At 70.5% G+C, this 17,777-nt stretch carries 16 protein-coding genes and 2 pseudogenes; 8 read left to right on the forward strand and 10 right to left on the reverse strand.

Features of this window, described 5'->3' with window-relative positions; all coding sequences use genetic code 11:
• Positions 1 to 1,023 precede the first annotated feature (1,023 nt).
• From OG509_RS38265 to OG509_RS38285, 5 genes and pseudogenes are all read right to left on the reverse strand, one after another.
• A complete protein-coding gene (locus OG509_RS38265; RefSeq protein ID WP_406187171.1) occupies positions 1,024 to 1,356 on the reverse strand; it encodes a carboxymuconolactone decarboxylase family protein in 333 nt (110 codons plus the stop codon).
• Between the two features lie 287 nt (positions 1,357 to 1,643).
• Positions 1,644 to 2,063 (reverse strand): annotated as a pseudogene (locus tag OG509_RS38270) (MFS transporter); the annotation flags it as partial.
• Between the two features lie 149 nt (positions 2,064 to 2,212).
• The gene (locus OG509_RS38275; protein WP_406187172.1) at positions 2,213 to 2,569 is read right to left on the reverse strand and encodes a CAP domain-containing protein; all 357 of its coding nucleotides are present in this window, start codon (positions 2,567 to 2,569) and stop codon (positions 2,213 to 2,215) included.
• A 1,952-nt stretch (positions 2,570 to 4,521) separates the two neighbouring features.
• Positions 4,522 to 4,767, reverse strand: a pseudogene (locus OG509_RS38280) (hypothetical protein); the annotation flags it as partial.
• Between the two features lie 1,095 nt (positions 4,768 to 5,862).
• A complete protein-coding gene (locus tag OG509_RS38285) occupies positions 5,863 to 6,255 on the reverse strand; it encodes a hypothetical protein (protein WP_406187173.1) in 393 nt (130 codons plus the stop codon).
• A 545-nt stretch (positions 6,256 to 6,800) separates the two neighbouring features.
• Between OG509_RS38285 and OG509_RS38290 the strand changes: the two genes are divergently transcribed.
• Complete coding sequence (locus tag OG509_RS38290; protein ID WP_406187174.1) at positions 6,801 to 7,814, forward strand: SPFH domain-containing protein; 1,014 nt, start codon at positions 6,801 to 6,803, stop codon at positions 7,812 to 7,814.
• A complete protein-coding gene (locus tag OG509_RS38295) occupies positions 7,811 to 8,710 on the forward strand; it encodes a hypothetical protein (RefSeq protein WP_406187175.1) in 900 nt (299 codons plus the stop codon). The genes OG509_RS38290 and OG509_RS38295 overlap by 4 nt, the downstream gene beginning before the upstream one ends.
• Before the next feature lie 403 nt (positions 8,711 to 9,113).
• Here the strand turns inward: OG509_RS38295 and OG509_RS38300 are convergent, their stop codons facing one another.
• Entirely contained in the window at positions 9,114 to 9,455 is a 342-nt protein-coding gene (locus tag OG509_RS38300) for a HopJ type III effector protein (RefSeq protein ID WP_406187176.1), read from the reverse strand.
• Positions 9,456 to 9,749: 294 nt separating this feature from the next.
• Here OG509_RS38300 and ligA point away from each other — a divergent pair, with 294 nt between their 5' ends.
• On the forward strand, positions 9,750 to 11,801 hold the full coding sequence (gene ligA / locus OG509_RS38305; RefSeq protein WP_406187829.1) for an NAD-dependent DNA ligase LigA: 2,052 nt from the start codon (positions 9,750 to 9,752) through the stop codon (positions 11,799 to 11,801).
• A 280-nt stretch (positions 11,802 to 12,081) separates the two neighbouring features.
• Here the strand turns inward: ligA and OG509_RS38310 are convergent, their stop codons facing one another.
• Positions 12,082 to 12,624 carry an ArsR/SmtB family transcription factor gene (locus OG509_RS38310; RefSeq protein WP_406187177.1) on the reverse strand — a complete coding sequence of 181 codons (543 nt, stop codon included), beginning with the start codon at positions 12,622 to 12,624 and terminating at the stop codon, positions 12,082 to 12,084.
• A gap of 57 nt (positions 12,625 to 12,681) precedes the next feature.
• On the opposite strand from OG509_RS38310, the gene OG509_RS38315 reads away from it, so the two are divergent.
• The 3 genes from OG509_RS38315 (at position 12,682) to OG509_RS38325 (ending at position 15,127) form a co-directional block, all read left to right on the forward strand.
• Positions 12,682 to 13,587, forward strand: coding sequence for a S41 family peptidase (locus OG509_RS38315; RefSeq protein ID WP_406187178.1), 906 nt, complete (start codon positions 12,682 to 12,684; stop codon positions 13,585 to 13,587).
• 588 nt (positions 13,588 to 14,175) lie between these two features.
• Complete coding sequence (locus OG509_RS38320) at positions 14,176 to 14,616, forward strand: cupin domain-containing protein (RefSeq protein WP_406187179.1); 441 nt, start codon at positions 14,176 to 14,178, stop codon at positions 14,614 to 14,616.
• A 103-nt stretch (positions 14,617 to 14,719) separates the two neighbouring features.
• On the forward strand, positions 14,720 to 15,127 hold the full coding sequence (locus tag OG509_RS38325) for a hypothetical protein (protein WP_406187831.1): 408 nt from the start codon (positions 14,720 to 14,722) through the stop codon (positions 15,125 to 15,127).
• On the opposite strand, the gene OG509_RS38330 is transcribed toward OG509_RS38325, so the two are convergent.
• Together OG509_RS38330 and OG509_RS38335 are read right to left on the reverse strand one after the other, a co-directional pair.
• Positions 15,096 to 15,221 carry a hypothetical protein gene (locus OG509_RS38330; protein ID WP_406187866.1) on the reverse strand — a complete coding sequence of 42 codons (126 nt, stop codon included), beginning with the start codon at positions 15,219 to 15,221 and terminating at the stop codon, positions 15,096 to 15,098. The two genes, OG509_RS38325 and OG509_RS38330, sit on opposite strands and share 32 nt — an antisense overlap.
• 99 nt (positions 15,222 to 15,320) lie before the next feature.
• Positions 15,321 to 15,977 (reverse strand): hypothetical protein, encoded by a 657-nt coding sequence (locus OG509_RS38335; RefSeq protein WP_406187180.1) that lies wholly within the window; start codon positions 15,975 to 15,977, stop codon positions 15,321 to 15,323.
• 183 nt (positions 15,978 to 16,160) lie between these two features.
• On the opposite strand from OG509_RS38335, the gene OG509_RS38340 reads away from it, so the two are divergent.
• Together OG509_RS38340 and OG509_RS38345 are read left to right on the forward strand one after the other, a co-directional pair.
• On the forward strand, positions 16,161 to 16,469 hold the full coding sequence (locus OG509_RS38340) for a DUF6247 family protein (RefSeq protein ID WP_406187181.1): 309 nt from the start codon (positions 16,161 to 16,163) through the stop codon (positions 16,467 to 16,469).
• Positions 16,466 to 16,726, forward strand: coding sequence for a hypothetical protein (locus OG509_RS38345; protein ID WP_406187183.1), 261 nt, complete (start codon positions 16,466 to 16,468; stop codon positions 16,724 to 16,726). The genes OG509_RS38340 and OG509_RS38345 overlap by 4 nt, the downstream gene beginning before the upstream one ends.
• A 29-nt stretch (positions 16,727 to 16,755) precedes the next feature.
• Here the strand turns inward: OG509_RS38345 and OG509_RS38350 are convergent, their stop codons facing one another.
• Positions 16,756 to 17,337 carry a hypothetical protein gene (locus tag OG509_RS38350; RefSeq protein WP_406187184.1) on the reverse strand — a complete coding sequence of 194 codons (582 nt, stop codon included), beginning with the start codon at positions 17,335 to 17,337 and terminating at the stop codon, positions 16,756 to 16,758.
• Positions 17,338 to 17,777: the final 440 nt, after the last annotated feature.

Raw genomic sequence — 17,777 nt, forward strand, 5'->3', positions numbered from 1 at the left:
AGTGGGAGTTGACGAGACTTCCTTCGGGCGGAGCAGGCCGTTTCGGGTGAGCACCCGGTGGAGCGGGATCCGTGGTACGGCCGCGCTCCCTTCAGGGGGCGGTTCGCGGGCGCCCGCCCCGCGCCCTCGACCGTCGACCGGACGGCGCAGCACCGGAGTTGCGCGAGACCGCTCGCCGGACGGGGGTGGTTGCACAGGGCGCCGCGCCGGTACTTCCCCACGCACCGCTCCTTGCTGTCCGCGGTGGCCCGCCGCGGCCTCGCGGACCACGCGCGGCCGGGGTCAAAGGCCGAGATCACCGGCACGCATTCCCCGCGGGCCCAACTCCGCGCCATTGCACAGGTGTACGTCGGGCGACCTGCAACTCACCTTCGGCACCCCGGAACCGGAGAAGGCACCGGGTGGCGACCCGCTGGACCTGATCATCACGGCGCGCCGAGCGCACATCCGGGACCGGTCCGTGCTCGCCGCCCACACACAGAACAGGTGACATGAAGCCCCATCCCGCAGTCGACCACAGCACCGCGTGCGACCGGTCGCCGACCGAGGGAGTTCCTGATGCAGATACCGCTTCACCGCGCGCCCCGGTCCGGTGCAGCACACCCTCCCGGCCGGGTCTGCCTCCTCCTTACCACTGCGGTGGCGAGGTGCTGCGGTTACGGTCCGTCCCCCCGGCGGTTCTGGGAACTGGCGGTACAAGGTCGACGCCGCCTGGAACGCCGGGCGAAGGCGCTGCTCAAGGCGGACGGCGCCGACGAGCCGGTCCGTTACGAAGTGCGGGAGTTGGCCCGGGGCGGGTCGTTCCACGACATGGATGACCCCGAGCATGTGATCCGCGAACGGGGGATGAATCAAGCCTGCCTCGCCGGCGCGCAGTCTCGCGATCGGCTTGCTCCTCGCCGGCGGCCCGGCTCCTGCCTGGCCTCTGCCCGTCGAGCTGCCCACGGCACCGCGGCCTGCGCGGTGCCGTGGTCCCCTTCGATGCAGGCCACGCCGACATCGAATGCAGGGTGGATTCTGCTCCTAGCGCTGGGCCTCGGCCTCGGTCTCGGCGTCGGCGACAGCGATGGCGATGCCGAGGGCCGAGGTGAGGTTGCCCGCCGCCGTCATGACGCGGGCGGTGCCCACGATGGGGGCGATGGCGACCAGGACGTCCTGTAGCTGCTCGGAGGTCACGCCCGCCCTGAGGGCGGGGTCGATGTGGGCCAGGTAGGAGATCGGCGGAGCGTCCGAGGCGGCGAGGGCCGCGATGCGCGTGAGCATGAGCATGTCCGGGGCCAGCCCGCACCGTTCGATCGAGTCGATCGTCATGGCGGCAAGGGTGTCCAGGACCGGGGTTTCTGATGCAGTGGCCATGCGAGATGCCTTCCGGTGTGCCTCCGACGCCGAGTCGGGATGATGGCGGAGCATCGGGCGTCCGCGAGCGCCGGGCCTCCCTTTCACCCTAGATCCGCCCTGGGCAGCCCGCATGGCAGCGAAGGTCCCCCAGCGCCCCGGAGCGGCGCAGGTGCCGGGCGCGGCCCTCCCGCTTCCCCGGAACCCTCCCTGAGGCCCTGGGCTCCCGGAGGCCCGGATTCACGGTCGCCGCAGCGGTGGGCGAAGGAACCGAGCCGACAGCCGTGCAGCAGGACGCTGAGGCCGATCGCGACCGACAGGAACGGTGCGCCGCCCTGGAGCTGGACGGTCGCCTGGCTCGTGACGCTGTCCGGGACCGCCGGGTTCGCCCCGACGCTGGTCAGGAAGGAGGACGTGAGCGCGGCGATCATGATCGATTCGGCGAGGGCGGTACCGATCGAGGCGCCGAGGTTGGTGACGGCGTTCTGTACTCCGCCGACCTCCGCGCTCTGTGACTGCGGTACCGCGGAGACGGTGACGATCGCCGCGTCGGCGTCCGCGTCGAGGGCGGCCATCAGAACCACCGCTCCCGCGAGCAGCGCGAGAATTCCGAGCCGCACCACGTGCCGGGGGTAGACGTCCGGGAGGTAGCGCGGGATCAGGGTGGCGGCGGCCAGCAGGCTCACCGAGAGCGGTAGGAGGCGGACACCGGTCGCCAGCGCCGACAGCCATCATGCCAAGTTGAGGGACGCGTTGTAGAGCCACCCGAGCCCGCGTGCTCGACCGACAGCATCGTCTTGCCGACTCCAGCCGGGTCGACTCCGCGTTCGGAGCTTCGGCAGCCGCACGCTCGGCGTGGCGGCCCGTGTGGGTCCGGTCAGGCGTAGCGGCAGACCGTCACGCCGGCTGCAGCACCGCACCCCATCTTCGTGTAGTTCTTCTGGACCATGTTCCAGTAGTGACCCCAGTTCCTGTAACTGGGGTCATCCGTGTTCCAGTTCGGGCCAGCCGCGTCGTAAGCGGCCTTCTCACCGGCCCATTGCGACACAGCCTGGGATGGCTCGGCCCCCGACATGTTCTCGGCGCCGTTGTTGAAGCTCTCGTCGTGCTGGAGGCCACCGGCGAGGGAAGCGGGATTGTCGGCCCATGACTGCGAGCCGGAGGCGAGGGCCGCGTCCCAGGCGATGGGTGGCGCGCCTTCCGTCTGACGTATTGCATTGGTGTCGTTCAGCATGGCCGTCTGGTCGGCGGGGCTGACCTCGGCGGGAAGGCCGGACGACACGGCGGCGGACGCCGTTGAGCCCGCCCCCAACACCATTCCTCCGGCCATCAGTGTTGCCGCAATGGCAACGGCCCGACGGCGTGTACGAGAAAGTCTTCTCATTGCGACTCCCTGGTCGCAGGGAAATAGCGGAGAGTGCCGGCGCGGTTCACCACCGTCAACCGTCAGGGGAGGGGCAAACACGGCCGGCGAGCGCGATGGTGATTGAGCCATCGGCAACGCGGTGCTTCTTGTAAGGGCGGCCCAAGGCCGCCTGCCCTACGGTCAGCGTATGTCCAGGTGACGGGGGTAGCGACCGGGGCTGCGGGACAGGCACCGGGCAAAGACGAACGAGACTGCGCAAGTGGAGTGAGGAAGGGCTATCGGCAAGGCTTCGCCTCGACGGAATCAAGAGCATGACTGCTCTTGCGTTGGCGGGCCCGTCAGAGGCTTCACCGAGGTACGCCAGAAACAGGTGCATGTCCCGCCGGGCCCCGGCGCCACACCGCTCACGGGGAGGCCGCGCTTGTGACCTGTACGGTCACCGTCGGCTGGCCGCTTGGCCGTCTTCCGGCTGTGCTCACTGGCGGCGGGCTGGCCCAAGCCCCCGGGCAACTGATCGCGGCCCGCGCCGGTCAGGGGATGGCTGCCGCCGCGGCCGCCCCGGCCGCGCTGGGGATGCTCACCAGTCTGTGGGAGAGCCCATTGGCACGACCTCAACGAACTGGACCAGTTGGGTCTCCGCTACTACTTGTTCTTCGCTCAGATCCTTCTCGGAGCCGGGCTGGCGGTCTGCCGGGCAATCTGGTTCGGACGCGTACGCGCCATCGCCGAGCTGGTTCATCCCCGTCGCGAACCTCTTCCTTCCCAAGCAGATGGCCAGCGACATCTGGCAGACCTCGACCCTGCCCGGCGAGGGCGAGGGCGGGGGGCGTCGGTCAGCGGCACCGGCACGGCCACTGCACAGCTCCCCAAGCAGCAGACTGAGGAGCCTGTCCTTGATCCGGTGCAGCAGCAGATCCCCACCGTCGCCGCTTGGCTCGCCGAAGCCGGAGACAAGTGGAGTAAAGCTGTCCGGAGCAGAGGTGGCACGCCGCCTGGGAGTCTCACCCAAGACCGGCCGGCGCCGAGTGATTGACGCAGGCAAGTACCTCACCGAGCAGCGCCGGCAGCAGGGGCGCGCCCACGTCCGCTCGGTCTGGAGCAGACCGCCCCGCGTGACTGCTCGATGCTTGGTGACCGGTGAGCGGTCACAACCTGGCCGTCCTGGGCGACGTCGTGACTTGTGGGGGCGCCTTGGGATCAGACAGGAGCGAAAGGGCGGACGCAGCAGCGGGCCACCCGTCGCTCGGCCTCAACTCACCTTCCTTGCTGAACAATCCATAGTCCACTGCAATGCGATAGCAGATCGCATTGACCTTGAAGCGAAAACCGCGGTCCAAGCAGCCTTGAAGTCATTCTGGGCGATCCGCAAGAAAGCCCTGGAGCGGCCGGCGGCACACCGGACCAGAACCGCGCCCCGTATGCCGTCGGGCCGGTGCCATGGCGGGGCGGTGCGCCCCGTGGCCCCGAACCTGCTGTTTGGTCGCTCAGCCGACGCGTTCGATGCGGGCGCGGCGGATCAGGTTCTTGCCGGGTTCGCGTACCTTGTCGAAGGCGGCGTTGTTGAGGAGGGCGCAGCTGCCGGACGGGCCGTTGACCGTGACGGTGGTTGCTTGGCCGTTGTCCAGGTTCGTCACCTTCAGTTTCGTTCCCGGCGGGAACGTTCCGCTGGTCGCCGCCGGCGGTCCCGCTTCACCCGACAACGTGACCGTCGACCCCTGACACACCACCTCCCCGGTGGCCGGCGGCGCCTGTCCCCCCGCCGCACCGGAGGTCCCCGCCGCACCGGAGGTCCCCGTCGCGCCGGTCTGTGCGTTGCCGCCGCCCACGCGTTCGATGCGGGCCCGGCGGATCAGGTTCTTGCCGGGCTCCCGTACCTTGTCGAAGGCGGCGTTGTTGAGGAGGACGCAGCTGCCGGACGGGCCGTTGACCGTGACGGTGGTTGCCTGGCCGTTGTCCAGGTTCGTCACCTTCAGCTTCGTACCCGGCGGGAACGTTCCACTGGTCGCCGCCGGCGGCCCCGCTTCACCCGACAACGTGACCGTCGACCCCTGACACACGACGTCGGGGACCGAGGCATTGCCGGTCGCCACCGTGGCGATGACCACTCCGGCCACCATGGCTCCCGTGGTGACAGAGAGCACGAGCTTCTTCGTAGAACTCATAGTCCGTTTCCGGGACATTGGAACTCCTCGATCCGAAATTCGATGGATGCTGTACCCCGCGTCCTGGATACGCCCTATGTCACGAGCGAGTTCAGTTCTTGTCGCGGCATTACAAATCCGGCGGTGAAGAGGATTCGCCTGCTGCGTGGTGTCCTGCCGCGGTGGCTCACGGTCTCCGGAGCGCGTTCGAAGGTGCAGGTGGGGGCCCCGCAGATCGGGGTGATCGACGCATCCAGCGTTCGGTCCGATCGTCTCGACCGAAGCATGGACCATAGGGAGCCTTAAGGTTCCGTTGATCCACCCTTAAACTCTGATTCGTCAGCGTGGTTCAGCCGCGGCCCCGCCGGTACCGAGGGCCCTCGGTACCCGAGGACCCCGCCCCCGGGGAGCGCCGTCGAGGGATCCGGCCAGACCGTCAGGCCATCAGCAGGCAGTCCCAGAGCCGCACCGGACGCACCCGTGAACAAACCGGCGTCGCGGCTGTCAGAGCCCGTCCGCCGCTCCCGTGCGAGCGGGTGCGTGGTCCGTTCGGCGGCCGCGCCGGCCAGCTCCGTACAGCGGACGCGCAGCGCGGCCTGGAGCACACCGGCGGCGACGTGGCAGAGGCCGGAGCCGCGTGCGTCCCACGAGTCCGGATGCCGGTCCGCGAGCGCATGGAGGGAAGCGTGGCAGGCGTCCGTGTACCGGTCCCGTCCGACGGCGGACGCGGCGAAGTCCAGGGCACGCGCGATGCACGGCGTCGATGGTGATGCCCTCGACGGAGGCGTCCGCGGAGGTGGTCAGCCCCGGGGTGTCGTACGGCGGCCCGGGGGAGGGGCCAGAGCTGCTGGGGGTGTGTGGCAGAGGAGGCCGAGCCCCTCTCGACGCTGCCGACCTGGACGGTGGGCGGAGGGTTCCGGCTGTCGAAACCGCAGTCCAGTCCGTCGAGGTCCGGCCCGGAGGCCGCCGCACCGGCCATGAGGGAGGCGACGAGCGCGACCGTGGCCGCTGAGGCCTCGGTCAGGCGGGCGTGAAGACCTCCTCGTGCGCGTCGTCCAGGATGAGCCCGAGGTCGAAGCGGACACGGACCGTGACCCGCTGCCTCTGCTCCTGATAGGCGATCCACTGCGGTTCCAACGAGGCGATCTGCTCTTCGAGTTGCTTCCTGCTCCCCGGAGGCATGTCCCGGCCGAACGCGTCGAGCAGCGACGAGAGCCGTTCGTACTCGCGCGCCTCCTGGCTCTGGTACTCGTGCTCGATCACGCGCTCGACGGTGCCCTCGATGCCCGCCGCCAGCAGGAGAGATCCGGCCACGACCCCCGGCGACGTCGGGGAGTCCTGCGTCATCGCAGCCCAGTCGGTGAGTCTGGTGTCCGCGGCCAGCTTCACCCGCTGGCCTTCCTTCAGCGTCATGGACTCTGCTCTTCATCTCTCGGATCGGTACGGGCCTTCGCACGCGGAGGCCCAGGGGTGGTGCCATTATCCGCGTCGGCCCCGGTCTCCTGACGGCCTCTGCCGCCCGTCATCCGCCGTGTCACGGTGAGCGGTACCGAGTGACCGGGGACCGTGGCGGACCCGAGGGGGGGAACAGACGCCTCGGGCGGCGGCCCGACCGGCGGGCCGGTAACGCGCCCGTACGTTGCTGAAGTCCGGTCATCTGCGCGGCCATCCATCGCTGGTGTGCCTGGCGGGCTACGGCGAGGAGGGTCCTCTGAACCCGGTGTCGGTAAGTCGCCGACCAACGGACGGCGGCGGGCTTCCTTCGCGAGCAGGGCCGGCGCGGACGCACGGACCGTGAGACCGCTCAGGGGGCAGCCCGTCGTCCGGCAGGCCGAGGACCCCTTCGCGCGACTTCCGTTGCTGCCGGGGCAGTGCCCCGGGCAGGCCTCTTTTCGTCCTCTTGACGATATGAATCGGGGCTTGTTATCGTCATCTTGACGAAATGAAGGGGGTTCGCCATGGCCGACATCACCCGGCGCTTCGGCTGGCGTCATCTGCGCTCCGCGCCCACCGCCCACATCCGCCACCACAAGCGCGGACGACTCGCCCACGACGGGCTTGGGCTCAGTTTCTGGTACCGGTCGCTCTCAGCGGCTCTGTCCGAAGTGCCGGTCGATGACCGGGAGCTGGCCATGGCGTTCCACGCTCGTACGTCCGACTTCCAGGACGTCGCCGTGCAGGCCACCGTCACCTACCGGATCAGCGACCCGGCCGAAGCCGCGGCCCGACTCGACTTCTCCGTCGACCCGGACACCGGGAGCTGGCGCGGAGCCCCCTTGGAGCAGATCGCCACTCTCCTCACCGAGACCGCGCAGCAGCACACGCTGGACGTACTGGCCCGGACGCCGCTGGCCGCCGCCCTGGTGGACGGCGTCGCCTCGGTGCGGGGGAGCGTCACCGCCGGTCTCGCCGCAGAGCCCAGGCTTCCGGCCACCGGCATCGATGTAGTGGCCGTGCGGGTCGTGGCGATCCGCCCGGAGGCCGAGGTGGAGCGTGCCCTGCGCACCCCGGCCCGCGAGCAGATCCAGCAGGAGGCGGACCGGGCCACCTACGAACGGCGGGCTGTCGCCGTCGAGCGTGAGCGTGCCATCGCCGAGAACGAGCTGGCCAGCCAGATCGAACTGGCCAGGCGCGAGGAGCAGCTGATCGACCAGCGCGGCACCAACGCCCGTCGCGAGGCCGAGGAGAAGGCGGCGGCGGACGGCATCCGGACCGAAACCGAGGCGGCCCGCAAGGTCCGCCTGGCCCGTGCGGACGCCGAGGCGGTGCGCGAGACGGGCGCGGCGCGCGCCGAGGTTCAGGCTGCGTGGCTGCGCGTCCACGACGAAGCCGGCCCGGGCACGCTGCACGCCCTGGCGGCGACCCGGCTGGCGGAGAACCTGCCGCGGATCGAGAGCATCACGCTCTCTCCTGACGTCCTCACCGGGCTCCTCGCCAAGCTCGGACGTCCGGAAGGCGGCGCGGGCGCGTGAGCCTGGCCCCGCGGGCGGTGCTCGTGCACCGCAGGACCGAGTACGAGGAGTTGCTCGCCCGGCACGGAACGCACGGGCAGGCCGCGTTCTTCCTCTCCAGCCGGGGCCGGTCGATCGACGAGGTGGTCCGCCGCCACGAGCGCACGCGGCAGGCGCTGCGGGAGGTGGCGGCGGCGGTGCCGCTCACCTGGCGCAGCGCCCGGGTGGAGCGGGCGGACCTGGACCGTTTCCTGTTCGCCCCGGAGGACGTGGTGGTCGTGGTCGGCCAGGACGGCCTGGTGGCCAACACCGCGAAGTATCTGCGCGGACAGCCGGTTGTGGGCATCGACACCGATCCGGGGCGAAACCCGGGGGTCCTGGTCCGTCATCGCTGCGCCGACGCGGCCTCGCTGCTGCGTGCGGCAATCGCCGCCGGGGGCCGGGCGGAGGAGCTCACCATGGTCGAGGCCGTCGCCGACGACACCCAGCGACTTCTCGCCCTGAACGAGATCTATCTGGGCTCGCCCGGTCACCAGACGGCCCGCTACCGCCTGGGTTCCGACGGCGACATGGACCCGGGTGAGGCCCAGGCATCCTCCGGAGTGCTGGTGGGCACCGGCACGGGCGCCACCGGCTGGCTGCGTTCCCTGTGGCTGGAGCGCGGCAGCTCCGCGGGGCTGCCCGCACCCTGCGAGCGGAGGCTCCTGTGGTTCGTGCGCGAGGCATGGCCCTCCCCAACGACCGGAACGACGAAGGTAGCCGGTGAGCTGGGGCGGGGGCAGGGGCTGCAGCTGACCGTGGAGTCGGACCGGATCGTGGTCTTCGGCGACGGGATGGAGGGCGACGCCCTGGAGCTGACCTGGGGACAGAGCGTACGGCTGGGCATCGCGGGAACGTCGCTGCACCTGGTGACGTGAGAGCCCTGCCCGACCGGCTGCCGCCGCTGCAGACCCACGAAAGGGCAGGTGGGCGTGGGCCTGTAGCGGCCGCGGCCGCCAAGTCGCGGAGGCTGCCGGCGAGCTTCTTCGTGGCATCGGCCGGCCGTACGGTACCGCTGCGCCCTGTCCGGTTCGGCCGACTGGTGAGCAGCTGACCGCAGTCGACCCCGGGCTGGCCTGGACGGGGTGCGGTACACGGTGGCGTGGGGAGTCGTGCGTCCCGGGCGATTTGAGTGTCGACGGGGCCGTTGCCGGCGCTGCCTGCCCGAACCCGCGCCGCCGCTGGTGACGCCTCGTCCCACTCTTGAAGGGAGGGCCGGGGGAGTGGGTGTACGGGGCGGTGTTCCGCTCCTCGCCTTTTGCGACGGCCCGGATTCGTTGTTCAGCTCTTGCGGGCCAGCGGTTGCCCGGCGAAGCTCACCCCTGTCAGGCCATGGGCCATGAGGTTGCGAATGTTGCCGTGATCAGTGTCGGTCGGCGTCGCCAGCACACTGCGATAGTGCTCACCGAATGCCTGCAGCGCCTCTTGGTCGCTCAGCCCTTCCAGCAGGGCCAGTCCCAGCGTCTTGCAGGAACCCTCGTTCTCCCCTGCGGCATTTTCCAGTTCCCCGTTGCGGAACGCCTGCGGCTGATACTCGTAGTGCGCGGAGATGAAGGCCAGGGTGTCGGCGAACTCGTGCTCACCGGTCGCCAGGCTCGCCCGCAGCGAGTTCAGATCAGTCATGGTGGTTCCCCTGGGTTGAACGGACGATCCCATTGCCGTCCGTGACCGGACGACGATATCTCCCTATGGCCGGCCGGTAGGAAGCCGGCCACATGTCGGAACGGCGGTATCTCCGCAGGTCACGATGTGCGACTGGGCGATCCACCGGGAGCTGGTTTCGGTCCGGGCGATCGGCCGGGAGGGTGGTGCCGATCAGCAGCTGTTGCCGTTCCGGCCCTCTATCGCGGGGCGGATCGGTTGTGTGCCGCGGCAAGGCGGGGTCGGGCGGTGGCGTTGTCAGTCCGGGGCAGGATGATGACCTGCATGACCGAAAACAGTGCCCTGCTCTCTCCTGCCGCCTACGTCGAGGCCGTGACCACCGCCGCGGCGGCGTCGGCCGCGTACTACGGCGACGGGACCACCCCGCTCGGTGACGACGAGTACGACGGGCTGCTGCGCGCCATCGCAGCCTACGAGGAGGCCCACCCGGACGAGGTGCTTGCCGAGTCGCCGACCGGGAAGGTGGCGGGCGGGGCTGTGCAGGGTGACGTGCCGCACTCGGTGCCGATGCTCTCCCTCGACAACGTCTTCGACGCCGACGGGCTCGCCGAGTGGGCGGCAGGGCTGGAACGGCGTCTCGGGCACCCTGTGGCCGGGTGGTGTGTGGAGCCGAAGCTCGACGGCCTCGCGGTGGCCGCCCGGTACCGGGGTGGCCGGCTCGTTCAGGTCCTCACCCGTGGCGACGGCTTGGCCGGCGAGGACATCACCCACGCCGCCGACGCCGTCCTCGGTCTGCCCCCGGTACTCACAGAGCCGATCGACGTCGAGTTGCGCGGCGAGGTACTGCTGACGACCGCGCAGTTCGAGGAGGCCAACCGGATCCGGCTCGCCCACGAGGCCACGCCCTTCGCGCACCCGCGGAGCGGAGCGGCCGGCACCCTGCGGGCCAAGGACCGCCCCTACCGGATCGAGTTGACCTTCTTCGCCTACAGCGCGATCGGCCTGGACGACCTCGGCCACGTCGCTCTGCTGGAGAACCTGGCCGCGCTCGGCGCGAAAACGGCCGCCAGCACGGCCGCCGCCCCGATGCGATGCGAGACCGTGGAGCAGGTGCAGGAACGTATCGACGTGATCGCCGGCCTGCGCGGAGACCTGCCGTTCGGGATCGACGGTGTCGTCGTCAAGGCCGACACGGCCGAGGACCAGCGGCAGGCCGGCAACGGCTCGCGCGCCCCGAGGTGGGCGGTGGCCCGGAAACTGGCGGCCGAACACAAGGTGACGCGCCTGCTGGCGGTGGAGTGGAACGTCGGCCGGACCGGAATCATCGCCCCGCGCGCTGTCCTGGAGCCCGTGGTCATCGACGGGGTGACGGTCACCTACGCCACGCTTCACAATCCGTCCGACATCACCCGCCGCGGGCTCATGATCGGCGACCAGGTGTTCGTGTACCGGGCCGGCGACGTGATCCCCCGGGTCGAGGCACCGCTGGTCGACCAGCGCACCGGCGCCGAGAGCCCGATCGTCTTCCCCGAGGCGTGCCCTCGATGCGGCGACGCGATCGACACCTCCGAGCAGCGGTGGCGGTGCGTGCGCGGCCGGAACTGTCAGGCCGTGGCCTCGGTGATCTACGCGGCCGGCCGGGACCAGCTCGACATCGAAGGCCTCGGCGGCACGCGCGCGATCCAGCTGGTGGAGGCCGGTCTGGTCAAGGACGTCGCCGACCTGTTCACGCTGACCCGCGAGCAGCTCCTCGGTCTGGAGCGGATGGGTGAGACCAGCGCCACCAACCTCCTGGCCGCGATCGAAACCGCCCGCGGGGCTGCGTTGAGCCGCGTGTTCTGCGCCCTCGGTGTCCGCGGCACCGGGCGCACGATGTCCCGCCGGATCGCCGCGCACTTCGGCTCGATGGCCGCGATCCGGGCCGCCGACGCGGACACGCTGGCCGGGGTCGCCGGCATCGGCACCGAGAAGGCCCGCGTCATTGCGGCCGAACTCCTTGAACTCGCCCCGCTCCTCGACAAACTCCAGGCCCAGCAGGTCGGCACGCAGGTCACCGAGCCGCAGAAGCCCGCGACCGACGACGGAGACGACGGCGAGCACTCGGCGGGCGGCCCGCTGGCCGGACAGGCCGTCGTGGTAACCGGCTCCATGACCGGCCCCCTTGCGGTGTTGTCCCGGAACGAGATGAACGAGCTGATCGAGCGAGCCGGCGGAAAGGCATCGTCGTCGGTGTCCAAGCGCACCACCCTCCTGGTGGCGGGCGAGAAGGCCGGCGCCAAGCGCACCAAGGCCGAAGAACTGGGCATCCGCATCCTCGACCCCGAGGAATTCGCCGTCCTCGTCGCCGGTCTCCTCCCCACCACCTAGGCATCGCCGCCCGCCAGCCCTCGGCGCCACTGTCTCTTCCGACCCCAGACCCGCTCAAGCTCGTGCAGGCCGCCAGGGTCCTGCGCAACGAGGCGATCGCCGTCCTCCTGGCCCGCCTCGTCGGAGGCAGCAACCCGCCGCCCCCATCGCGTCGGGCATCCCCCGCCTTCATCCCCTTCGGCAACAACGGCTCCAGCGTTGCCCACTGCTCGTCCGTGGGATCTCCCCGACCCATGAACCGTGATCATTCACAGCCCAAGATCCACTTTCCATGCACGGCCTAGGCGGAACTGGTGGTGCTGGTCGGCAGGGCCTGCTGATAGAGCGCCACCAACACGCCGTGCACGGGCTGGTCCTCTGCATCTTCCTCGGCCTCGTCGACCAGTTTGGCGAGGGTCTCGCCGAGTTCTCTTGCCTTCGCGGGGCTGAGACGCAGGTGGCGCAGTGTCAGGTGGGTCTCGGCGGGTGAGAGGTCCAGCTCCTGGGCGAACGCGGTGAGCATCGCGGTCGTGCCTGCCGCCTGAGGTTGGGCGACGACCATGTGGCGGGCCGTGCGCTGGTAGTACTGCTCGGTGCCGCCGCGGACCTGGCGGGTCTCGGCGATGTGGACCAGCCCGGCTTCGCGGAGGACTTTGAGGTGGTGGGCCAGGTTGCCCTTCTTCGCGTCGAGCTGCGCCGCAAGCTGGCTGGTGGTGGCAGGCCGGTGGCCCAGGGCGAAGAGCAACCGCTGACGCAACGGGTGGGCGAGTGCTGCGAACTGCTCAGGCGCACCGATCTCCAGGACGTCCTCAGGGGGTGGCAGATAGGGAGTCTGATCGCGCATACCGAAAGTGTCTAAATTCGTTGACGCTTTTGCAAGGGCAGTGCTCTACTCCCTGCCATGACGACTCCAACGAAGCTTCCGTCGGCCCCTGTCATCAACGAGACGGCCCGGCTCCTGACCGAGCACTACGTCTTCCCCGAGATAGCCGAGCAACTCGCCGGCCTGCTGCAACGGCGCCTCGCCGAGGGCGCCTATGACGTCGACGGCGCCGAGGAGCTTGCCCGGCTGGTCACCACGGACCTGCAGTCCGTCAACGACGACCGGCACCTGAGGCTGAAGCACCACGCCGACCCGGTGTCCCCGGAGCAGGGGGCGGCCACCTTGGAGGCCATGCGTCGGGACTTCGACACCTCGCTGGGCGGTGCGCCCCGGGTGGAGTTGCTCGACGGAGGGGTCGGCGTGGTGGAGCTGGCACCGATGTTGTTTCCGCTGGAGTGGGCTGCCGAACCGCTGGGCGCCGCGCTCACCCTGGCTTCCCGTGCCCAGGCGCTGATCGTGGACCTTCGTGCCAACCGGGGCGGCGATCCGGACACGGTCGCCTTCGTCTGCAGCTACCTACTCGACGAGCGCACCCACCTCAACACCATGCACTGGCGTGGCGGCGGGCGCAGCGAGCAGTCCTGGAGCCTGCCGCATGTTCCCGGTGCGCGCTTCGGTGGCAGCAAGCCGTTGTATGTGCTGTCGAGCGACAGCACCTTCTCTGCCGCTGAAGAGCTGGCGTACGACCTTCAGCAGCTCGGCCGCGCCGTAGTCGTCGGCGAGCGCACCCGCGGCGGTGCACATCCGTGCAAGGGCTGGACGGTGCACCCACACCTGGAGGTCACCGTCCCCGTTGGCCGCGCCGTCAACCCCGTCTCCAACACGAACTGGGAGGGCACCGGTGTGCAGCCGGACATCCCTTGCGCTGCTGCCGACTCCCTCGCCCACGCACACGCGCTGGCCCTCGCCCGACTGGCAGGCTGACCCAGTCCAGGGTTTCGTGGCGGGCTTCGGCGGGGTGGCCCCGCACGGGCGTTCCTCGGCTCTGCGCTGGGGTGCCGGCTGGGCGTGCCCGGCTTTCGCCGGATGCCTGCCGGGTGGCCGCCGCGCGGCGAGGAGCGGAGGCAGGGACCAGCGGCGCTTGCCGCCACCGTGCCGCGGCCGGCCCCGGCACTGGCCCCGACGGCCCCGCCGGGTCCTCAGATGGGCGGCTGCGACGCCCGTTCCGCCGGGCGGCCTCGGGCTGTCCCGGCCGACCCTGGAAGGGGGCCAGCCATGCGGAGGCCCCAGGATGCTCAGGCCGCCGAGTCCGTGCCGGGTCCGGCCGCGCTGAGGGCGGGGGAGGTGTCCGAGCAGAAGCTGGACGCCCACTGGGCGCTCGTCTTCACCGCGGCCGACCCGGACCGTCCCCTTCTGGCCGTGAGTTACCAGACGAGCAACGTCACCGCCCGGTGGGGACTGCGAGCACCACTGCGCGCGCTACCTGACCAGAAGGGTCCTCCAGGACTATGGCGAGCGCTACGGTTCGCCCACCATCCCAGAGAACGCCGTCCCGACCGGAGGCTGCCACCGATGACTTCCCGTCCCGAGACCGCCCGCGCCCTCGACCTGGAACCTCACCCCGAGGGCGGCTGGTACCGCAGGATCTACACTTCTCCCGTCACCGTTCCGCATCCGGCCGGCCGCGGTCAGCGGCCGTCGGCCACCCTCATCCACTTCCTGCTGGCACCGGGGGAACGGTCCCAGTGGCACACGGTGGCCAGCGACGAGATCTGGCTCTGGCGCGACGGTGGCCCCCTCACCCTGTACATCAGCCCGCCCGGGCCGACACCGACGACGGTCACCGAGTACCGCCTGGGATCGCGCCGTTCCCCCGGCACCGAGCTTGAGGTGTGCGTGCCCGCCGGCCACTGGCAAAGCGCCTGCCCCGCCAGTGATGAAGAGGTCCTGGTGAGCTGCCTGGTGACACCCGGGTTCGACTTCGCCGACTTCACACTCCTCACACCGACGTAGGACTCGGCAGGGCCCTCTGGCCGTATCCACGCGCCATACATGCCAGGCCCCGAGCGGCGGTAAAGGAGGCCATCCCCGGTTGGTCACCCCGCCCTTCGAGCCGATGCTCGCGCAGGCCGCCGAGTACGTCCCCGGCTCCGGCGTCCTGGCGAGCGGCTTCGCGGCGGAGCCAGAAGCTCGACGGCCACCGGGCCATCCTCTTCACCCTTGCCGGTCCGGACGGCCGGCTGCTCCAGATCCGGCGTGGCTACCTGGTCCAGGACGGCTTCCCGGCCTGGTCGCAGCCGCCGAGCAGCTGCCCGATGGCCTGGTCCTCGATGGCGAACGCGTCGTTTGGGACACCGCAGCCGGACGGCTGCCCTTCGAAGCGCTCCAGCGCCGAGCCGCTGCCCGCGGCCACGCCTCCGCCGCACTGGCCGCGAAGACCCCAGCCTTCTTCATCGCCTTCGACACCCTCCGGCAAGACGGCACCGAACTCCTCACCCGCCGAATTTCGACACCGGTTCCGTGATCGGCTCGCGCGCAGCCCGGAAGGCCATCTGCAGCCTCGGCAAGAAGGCGGCATCGCAGGGGCCGGCGGCCTGGCCCGTCGGCTCGGGGATCATGCCTCCGACGCTATGGCATTCCATCGACAGCACCCAGCCTGGACGGTCTCCTTTGATCATGCCTGACCGGCGCCGCCCGGCACGGTCGGACGAGTCGGCTCAGGCCGTCTGCCGCCAGCCGCCGCTCTCCACGGCCCAGCCTGTGATCTCTGGCTTGACGGGAGGGAGCGCCCACGGGTCCAGGGCTCCGTCGCAGAGCTCCGCCAGGAACTGGACCATTCCACCCTCGTAGTGCCACCAGGGGCCGTTGCGGGAGCAGATGGTGACTGGCCAGTGCTCCGGATCATCCCCGAGCACACTCCAGAAGAACCGGTCACCCTCCGCCGAGTCCCCCCAGGGCATCAGGCTCGTCGACACGAGCTCCAAGGGACGCAGTTCGGCGGGGTAGTCGGAGTCCCATCCCTTCGATTCCGTGCCCTCCGCCTTGGCCCGGCCGATGTCCTCCCCAGGCCAGGGGAGCATGATGGCCAGGAAGTCGTCCAGGTCGAAGGCCGGGTACCACTCGGCGAGCGACTTGAAGTCGGACGGCAGAGCCCTGCCGGCTCCCTCCTCGACCGCCCGCCAGTCGAAAACGGCCGGCTCCTGCCGGCGCAGTGCCACCAGCCCGGGGACAGCGCGTTCCAGTGCGGCGATCGCCTCGTCGGGGTCGAGGATCCTGCGCATCGGCTTCTGGGTTCCTATGAGCTCTTCCACGGACGCAGCCTGCCAGACGGGCCCGACGATCTCGCTGCTGGGTGATCCGCTGGTGCGAGCCACGACGCGGAGGCAAAAGCCACCCTTCGGACCCCACCTCGCCGCCATCTCGATCGGCCCAGCGGGGTGATCCGAAGGAAACACCCTTTGGCCCAGAGCCACCTCCACCGGCCGTGTGGGCTGAACCCCTCCTCCCTCCATCGCTGCGGCGGCTACCGTGGCGGTACAACCTGCCTGGAGGAGCCCGTGAGCGCTCAACCCGCCGACCACGTACCCGTCCCGCCGTACGCGCCCGCGCCGGGCGCTGCGGCCGAACTGCTCGCGCAGCTGCGCGCCGACCGCCGCGCGGAGCGGTGGGTGCCGGCGTTCGAGCGGGACTGGGTCAAGGCCCTGGAGGACGCCCGCGACTCCTTCAGCCTCACCCCTTTGCACGAGGTGGTGCGTACCTGGCAGTTGCGCGTCGCCGCGGCCCCGGCCGTCGACGCCTTCATGGACTCCGGCCGCGACGAGTCCGGCTTCGTGGACCTGGACGACGTCCTCGGTCGTCGCCGGTGACCGGTCAGCCGTGGGCGGTGCGTCTGTCCCCGCAGGCCGCGAAGACGCTCGCCGAGCTTCCCGACCCGGCCAGGGAGATGGTCCGCGACGTCCTGGACATCGCGGTGCGCTCCCCGTGGGGCTGGCCCCAGTGGAACGCCGGCGATCCGGAGGGCGAGGACGTCCGCGCCGCGTCCGTCGGGCAGCTGTCAGTCGTCTACGTGGCCAACCGCCTCACCCGGCACCTGTCCGTACTGGACATCGTCTGGCTCGGGTAGCAACGCCTTGCCCTCGGCCGTATCAAGGGTCAGCCGATGCGGACGGTGGTCTCGGGGAGGGGTATGTCGGAAAGGTTCAGCTGGAGCCCGGTCAGGGTCAGGTAGGTCTGCGAGTCGGTCAAGGCGGAGGTGTTGGACGGCGTCTGGGTCTTCCCGCGCGTGCTCACCAGCAGGTACCAGCCCCCGCGCTTGTAGCTGCGGGAGGCATCGGGGCGGTCGCCGTTCGGGTTGAGCGTCCAGCCCTGGCGCTCCAGGTCGGCGCAGATCGCGTTCATCTCCGACTGTGCGGCGGTCTTCTCGCGGACGGCCATCCAGCCCGTCCTGTTCGAGTCGGCGCCGGCCGCGCCGGTCGGGCGGCCCTGCGCCGGGTCGAGGCCCGCCGCTCTGACCGCGGTCCGGATCACCTCGTCCACGGCGTCCCGTGTGAGGGGCGGTGACGTGGACTCCGGTGTGGGCGCCGCCGTGGATGGGGACGGCGTGGGCGCGGGCGCGCCCAGGTGGATGCGTCCGTCGTCGTTTATCTGGATGCGGTCCGGCAGGACCATGGCGGCCAGACTCACGATCAAGGTCGCGGCCAGCCCGATCCACACCCTCTTCAACAGCGCGTTCAACGCGAAACTCCCCCCGAGTGATCATTCAGAGGGAGTCTCACACATGCTGCCCGGCGCCCGGCAGCCCTTAAAGGGCGGGGCCCGATACCTCGTCTTCTCGGAGACTTGCGGGTCGCTTTGCCCCACCCGGTCGGGACGAAGGCGGCGGCCGCTCGCTCGTCGTCCGTCTCTCCGCCCCAGGTGCCCCAGAGCCCTCGCACCCGCACCCGCGCCTGCCCCGGCTCCCGGACCGCAGCCGGCCGCCCCGGCACCCGCTCCCGCCCCGGTGCCGGAGGCGGTGGGCCGGAGCGAGGATGGCAAGCGGTACTACGGGCCGCTGACCGAGGGGTTGGTGGGGGATCCGTCCCCGGGGCGAGGCCGTGCGGCCACTGCCACTCGGACGGATCAAGCAGTCGGGCATCGGCGAGCTGGCGATAGGGGCGGCCCGGGCTCTCGTGGAG

The organism is Streptomyces sp. NBC_01006 (assembly GCF_045162725.1).
Taxonomy (GTDB): domain Bacteria; phylum Actinomycetota; class Actinomycetes; order Streptomycetales; family Streptomycetaceae; genus Streptomyces.

Excerpts from the sequence above, each read along its gene's own strand:
- OG509_RS38275 (WP_406187172.1), bottom strand. The coding sequence starts at position 2,569 with ATGCTGAACGACACCAATGCAATACGTCAGACGGAAGGCGCGCCACCC.
- OG509_RS38290 (WP_406187174.1), top strand. The coding sequence starts at position 6,801 with ATGGCCGACATCACCCGGCGCTTCGGCTGGCGTCATCTGCGCTCCGCG.
- OG509_RS38325 (WP_406187831.1), top strand. The coding sequence starts at position 14,720 with ATGCTCGCGCAGGCCGCCGAGTACGTCCCCGGCTCCGGCGTCCTGGCG.
- OG509_RS38315 (WP_406187178.1), top strand. The coding sequence starts at position 12,682 with ATGACGACTCCAACGAAGCTTCCGTCGGCCCCTGTCATCAACGAGACG.
- OG509_RS38320 (WP_406187179.1), top strand. The coding sequence starts at position 14,176 with ATGACTTCCCGTCCCGAGACCGCCCGCGCCCTCGACCTGGAACCTCAC.
- OG509_RS38310 (WP_406187177.1), bottom strand. The coding sequence starts at position 12,624 with ATGCGCGATCAGACTCCCTATCTGCCACCCCCTGAGGACGTCCTGGAG.
- ligA (WP_406187829.1), top strand. The coding sequence starts at position 9,750 with ATGACCTGCATGACCGAAAACAGTGCCCTGCTCTCTCCTGCCGCCTAC.
- OG509_RS38285 (WP_406187173.1), bottom strand. The coding sequence starts at position 6,255 with ATGACGCTGAAGGAAGGCCAGCGGGTGAAGCTGGCCGCGGACACCAGA.
- OG509_RS38330 (WP_406187866.1), bottom strand. The coding sequence starts at position 15,221 with ATGATCCCCGAGCCGACGGGCCAGGCCGCCGGCCCCTGCGATGCCGCC.
- OG509_RS38265 (WP_406187171.1), bottom strand. The coding sequence starts at position 1,356 with ATGGCCACTGCATCAGAAACCCCGGTCCTGGACACCCTTGCCGCCATG.
- OG509_RS38300 (WP_406187176.1), bottom strand. The coding sequence starts at position 9,455 with ATGACTGATCTGAACTCGCTGCGGGCGAGCCTGGCGACCGGTGAGCAC.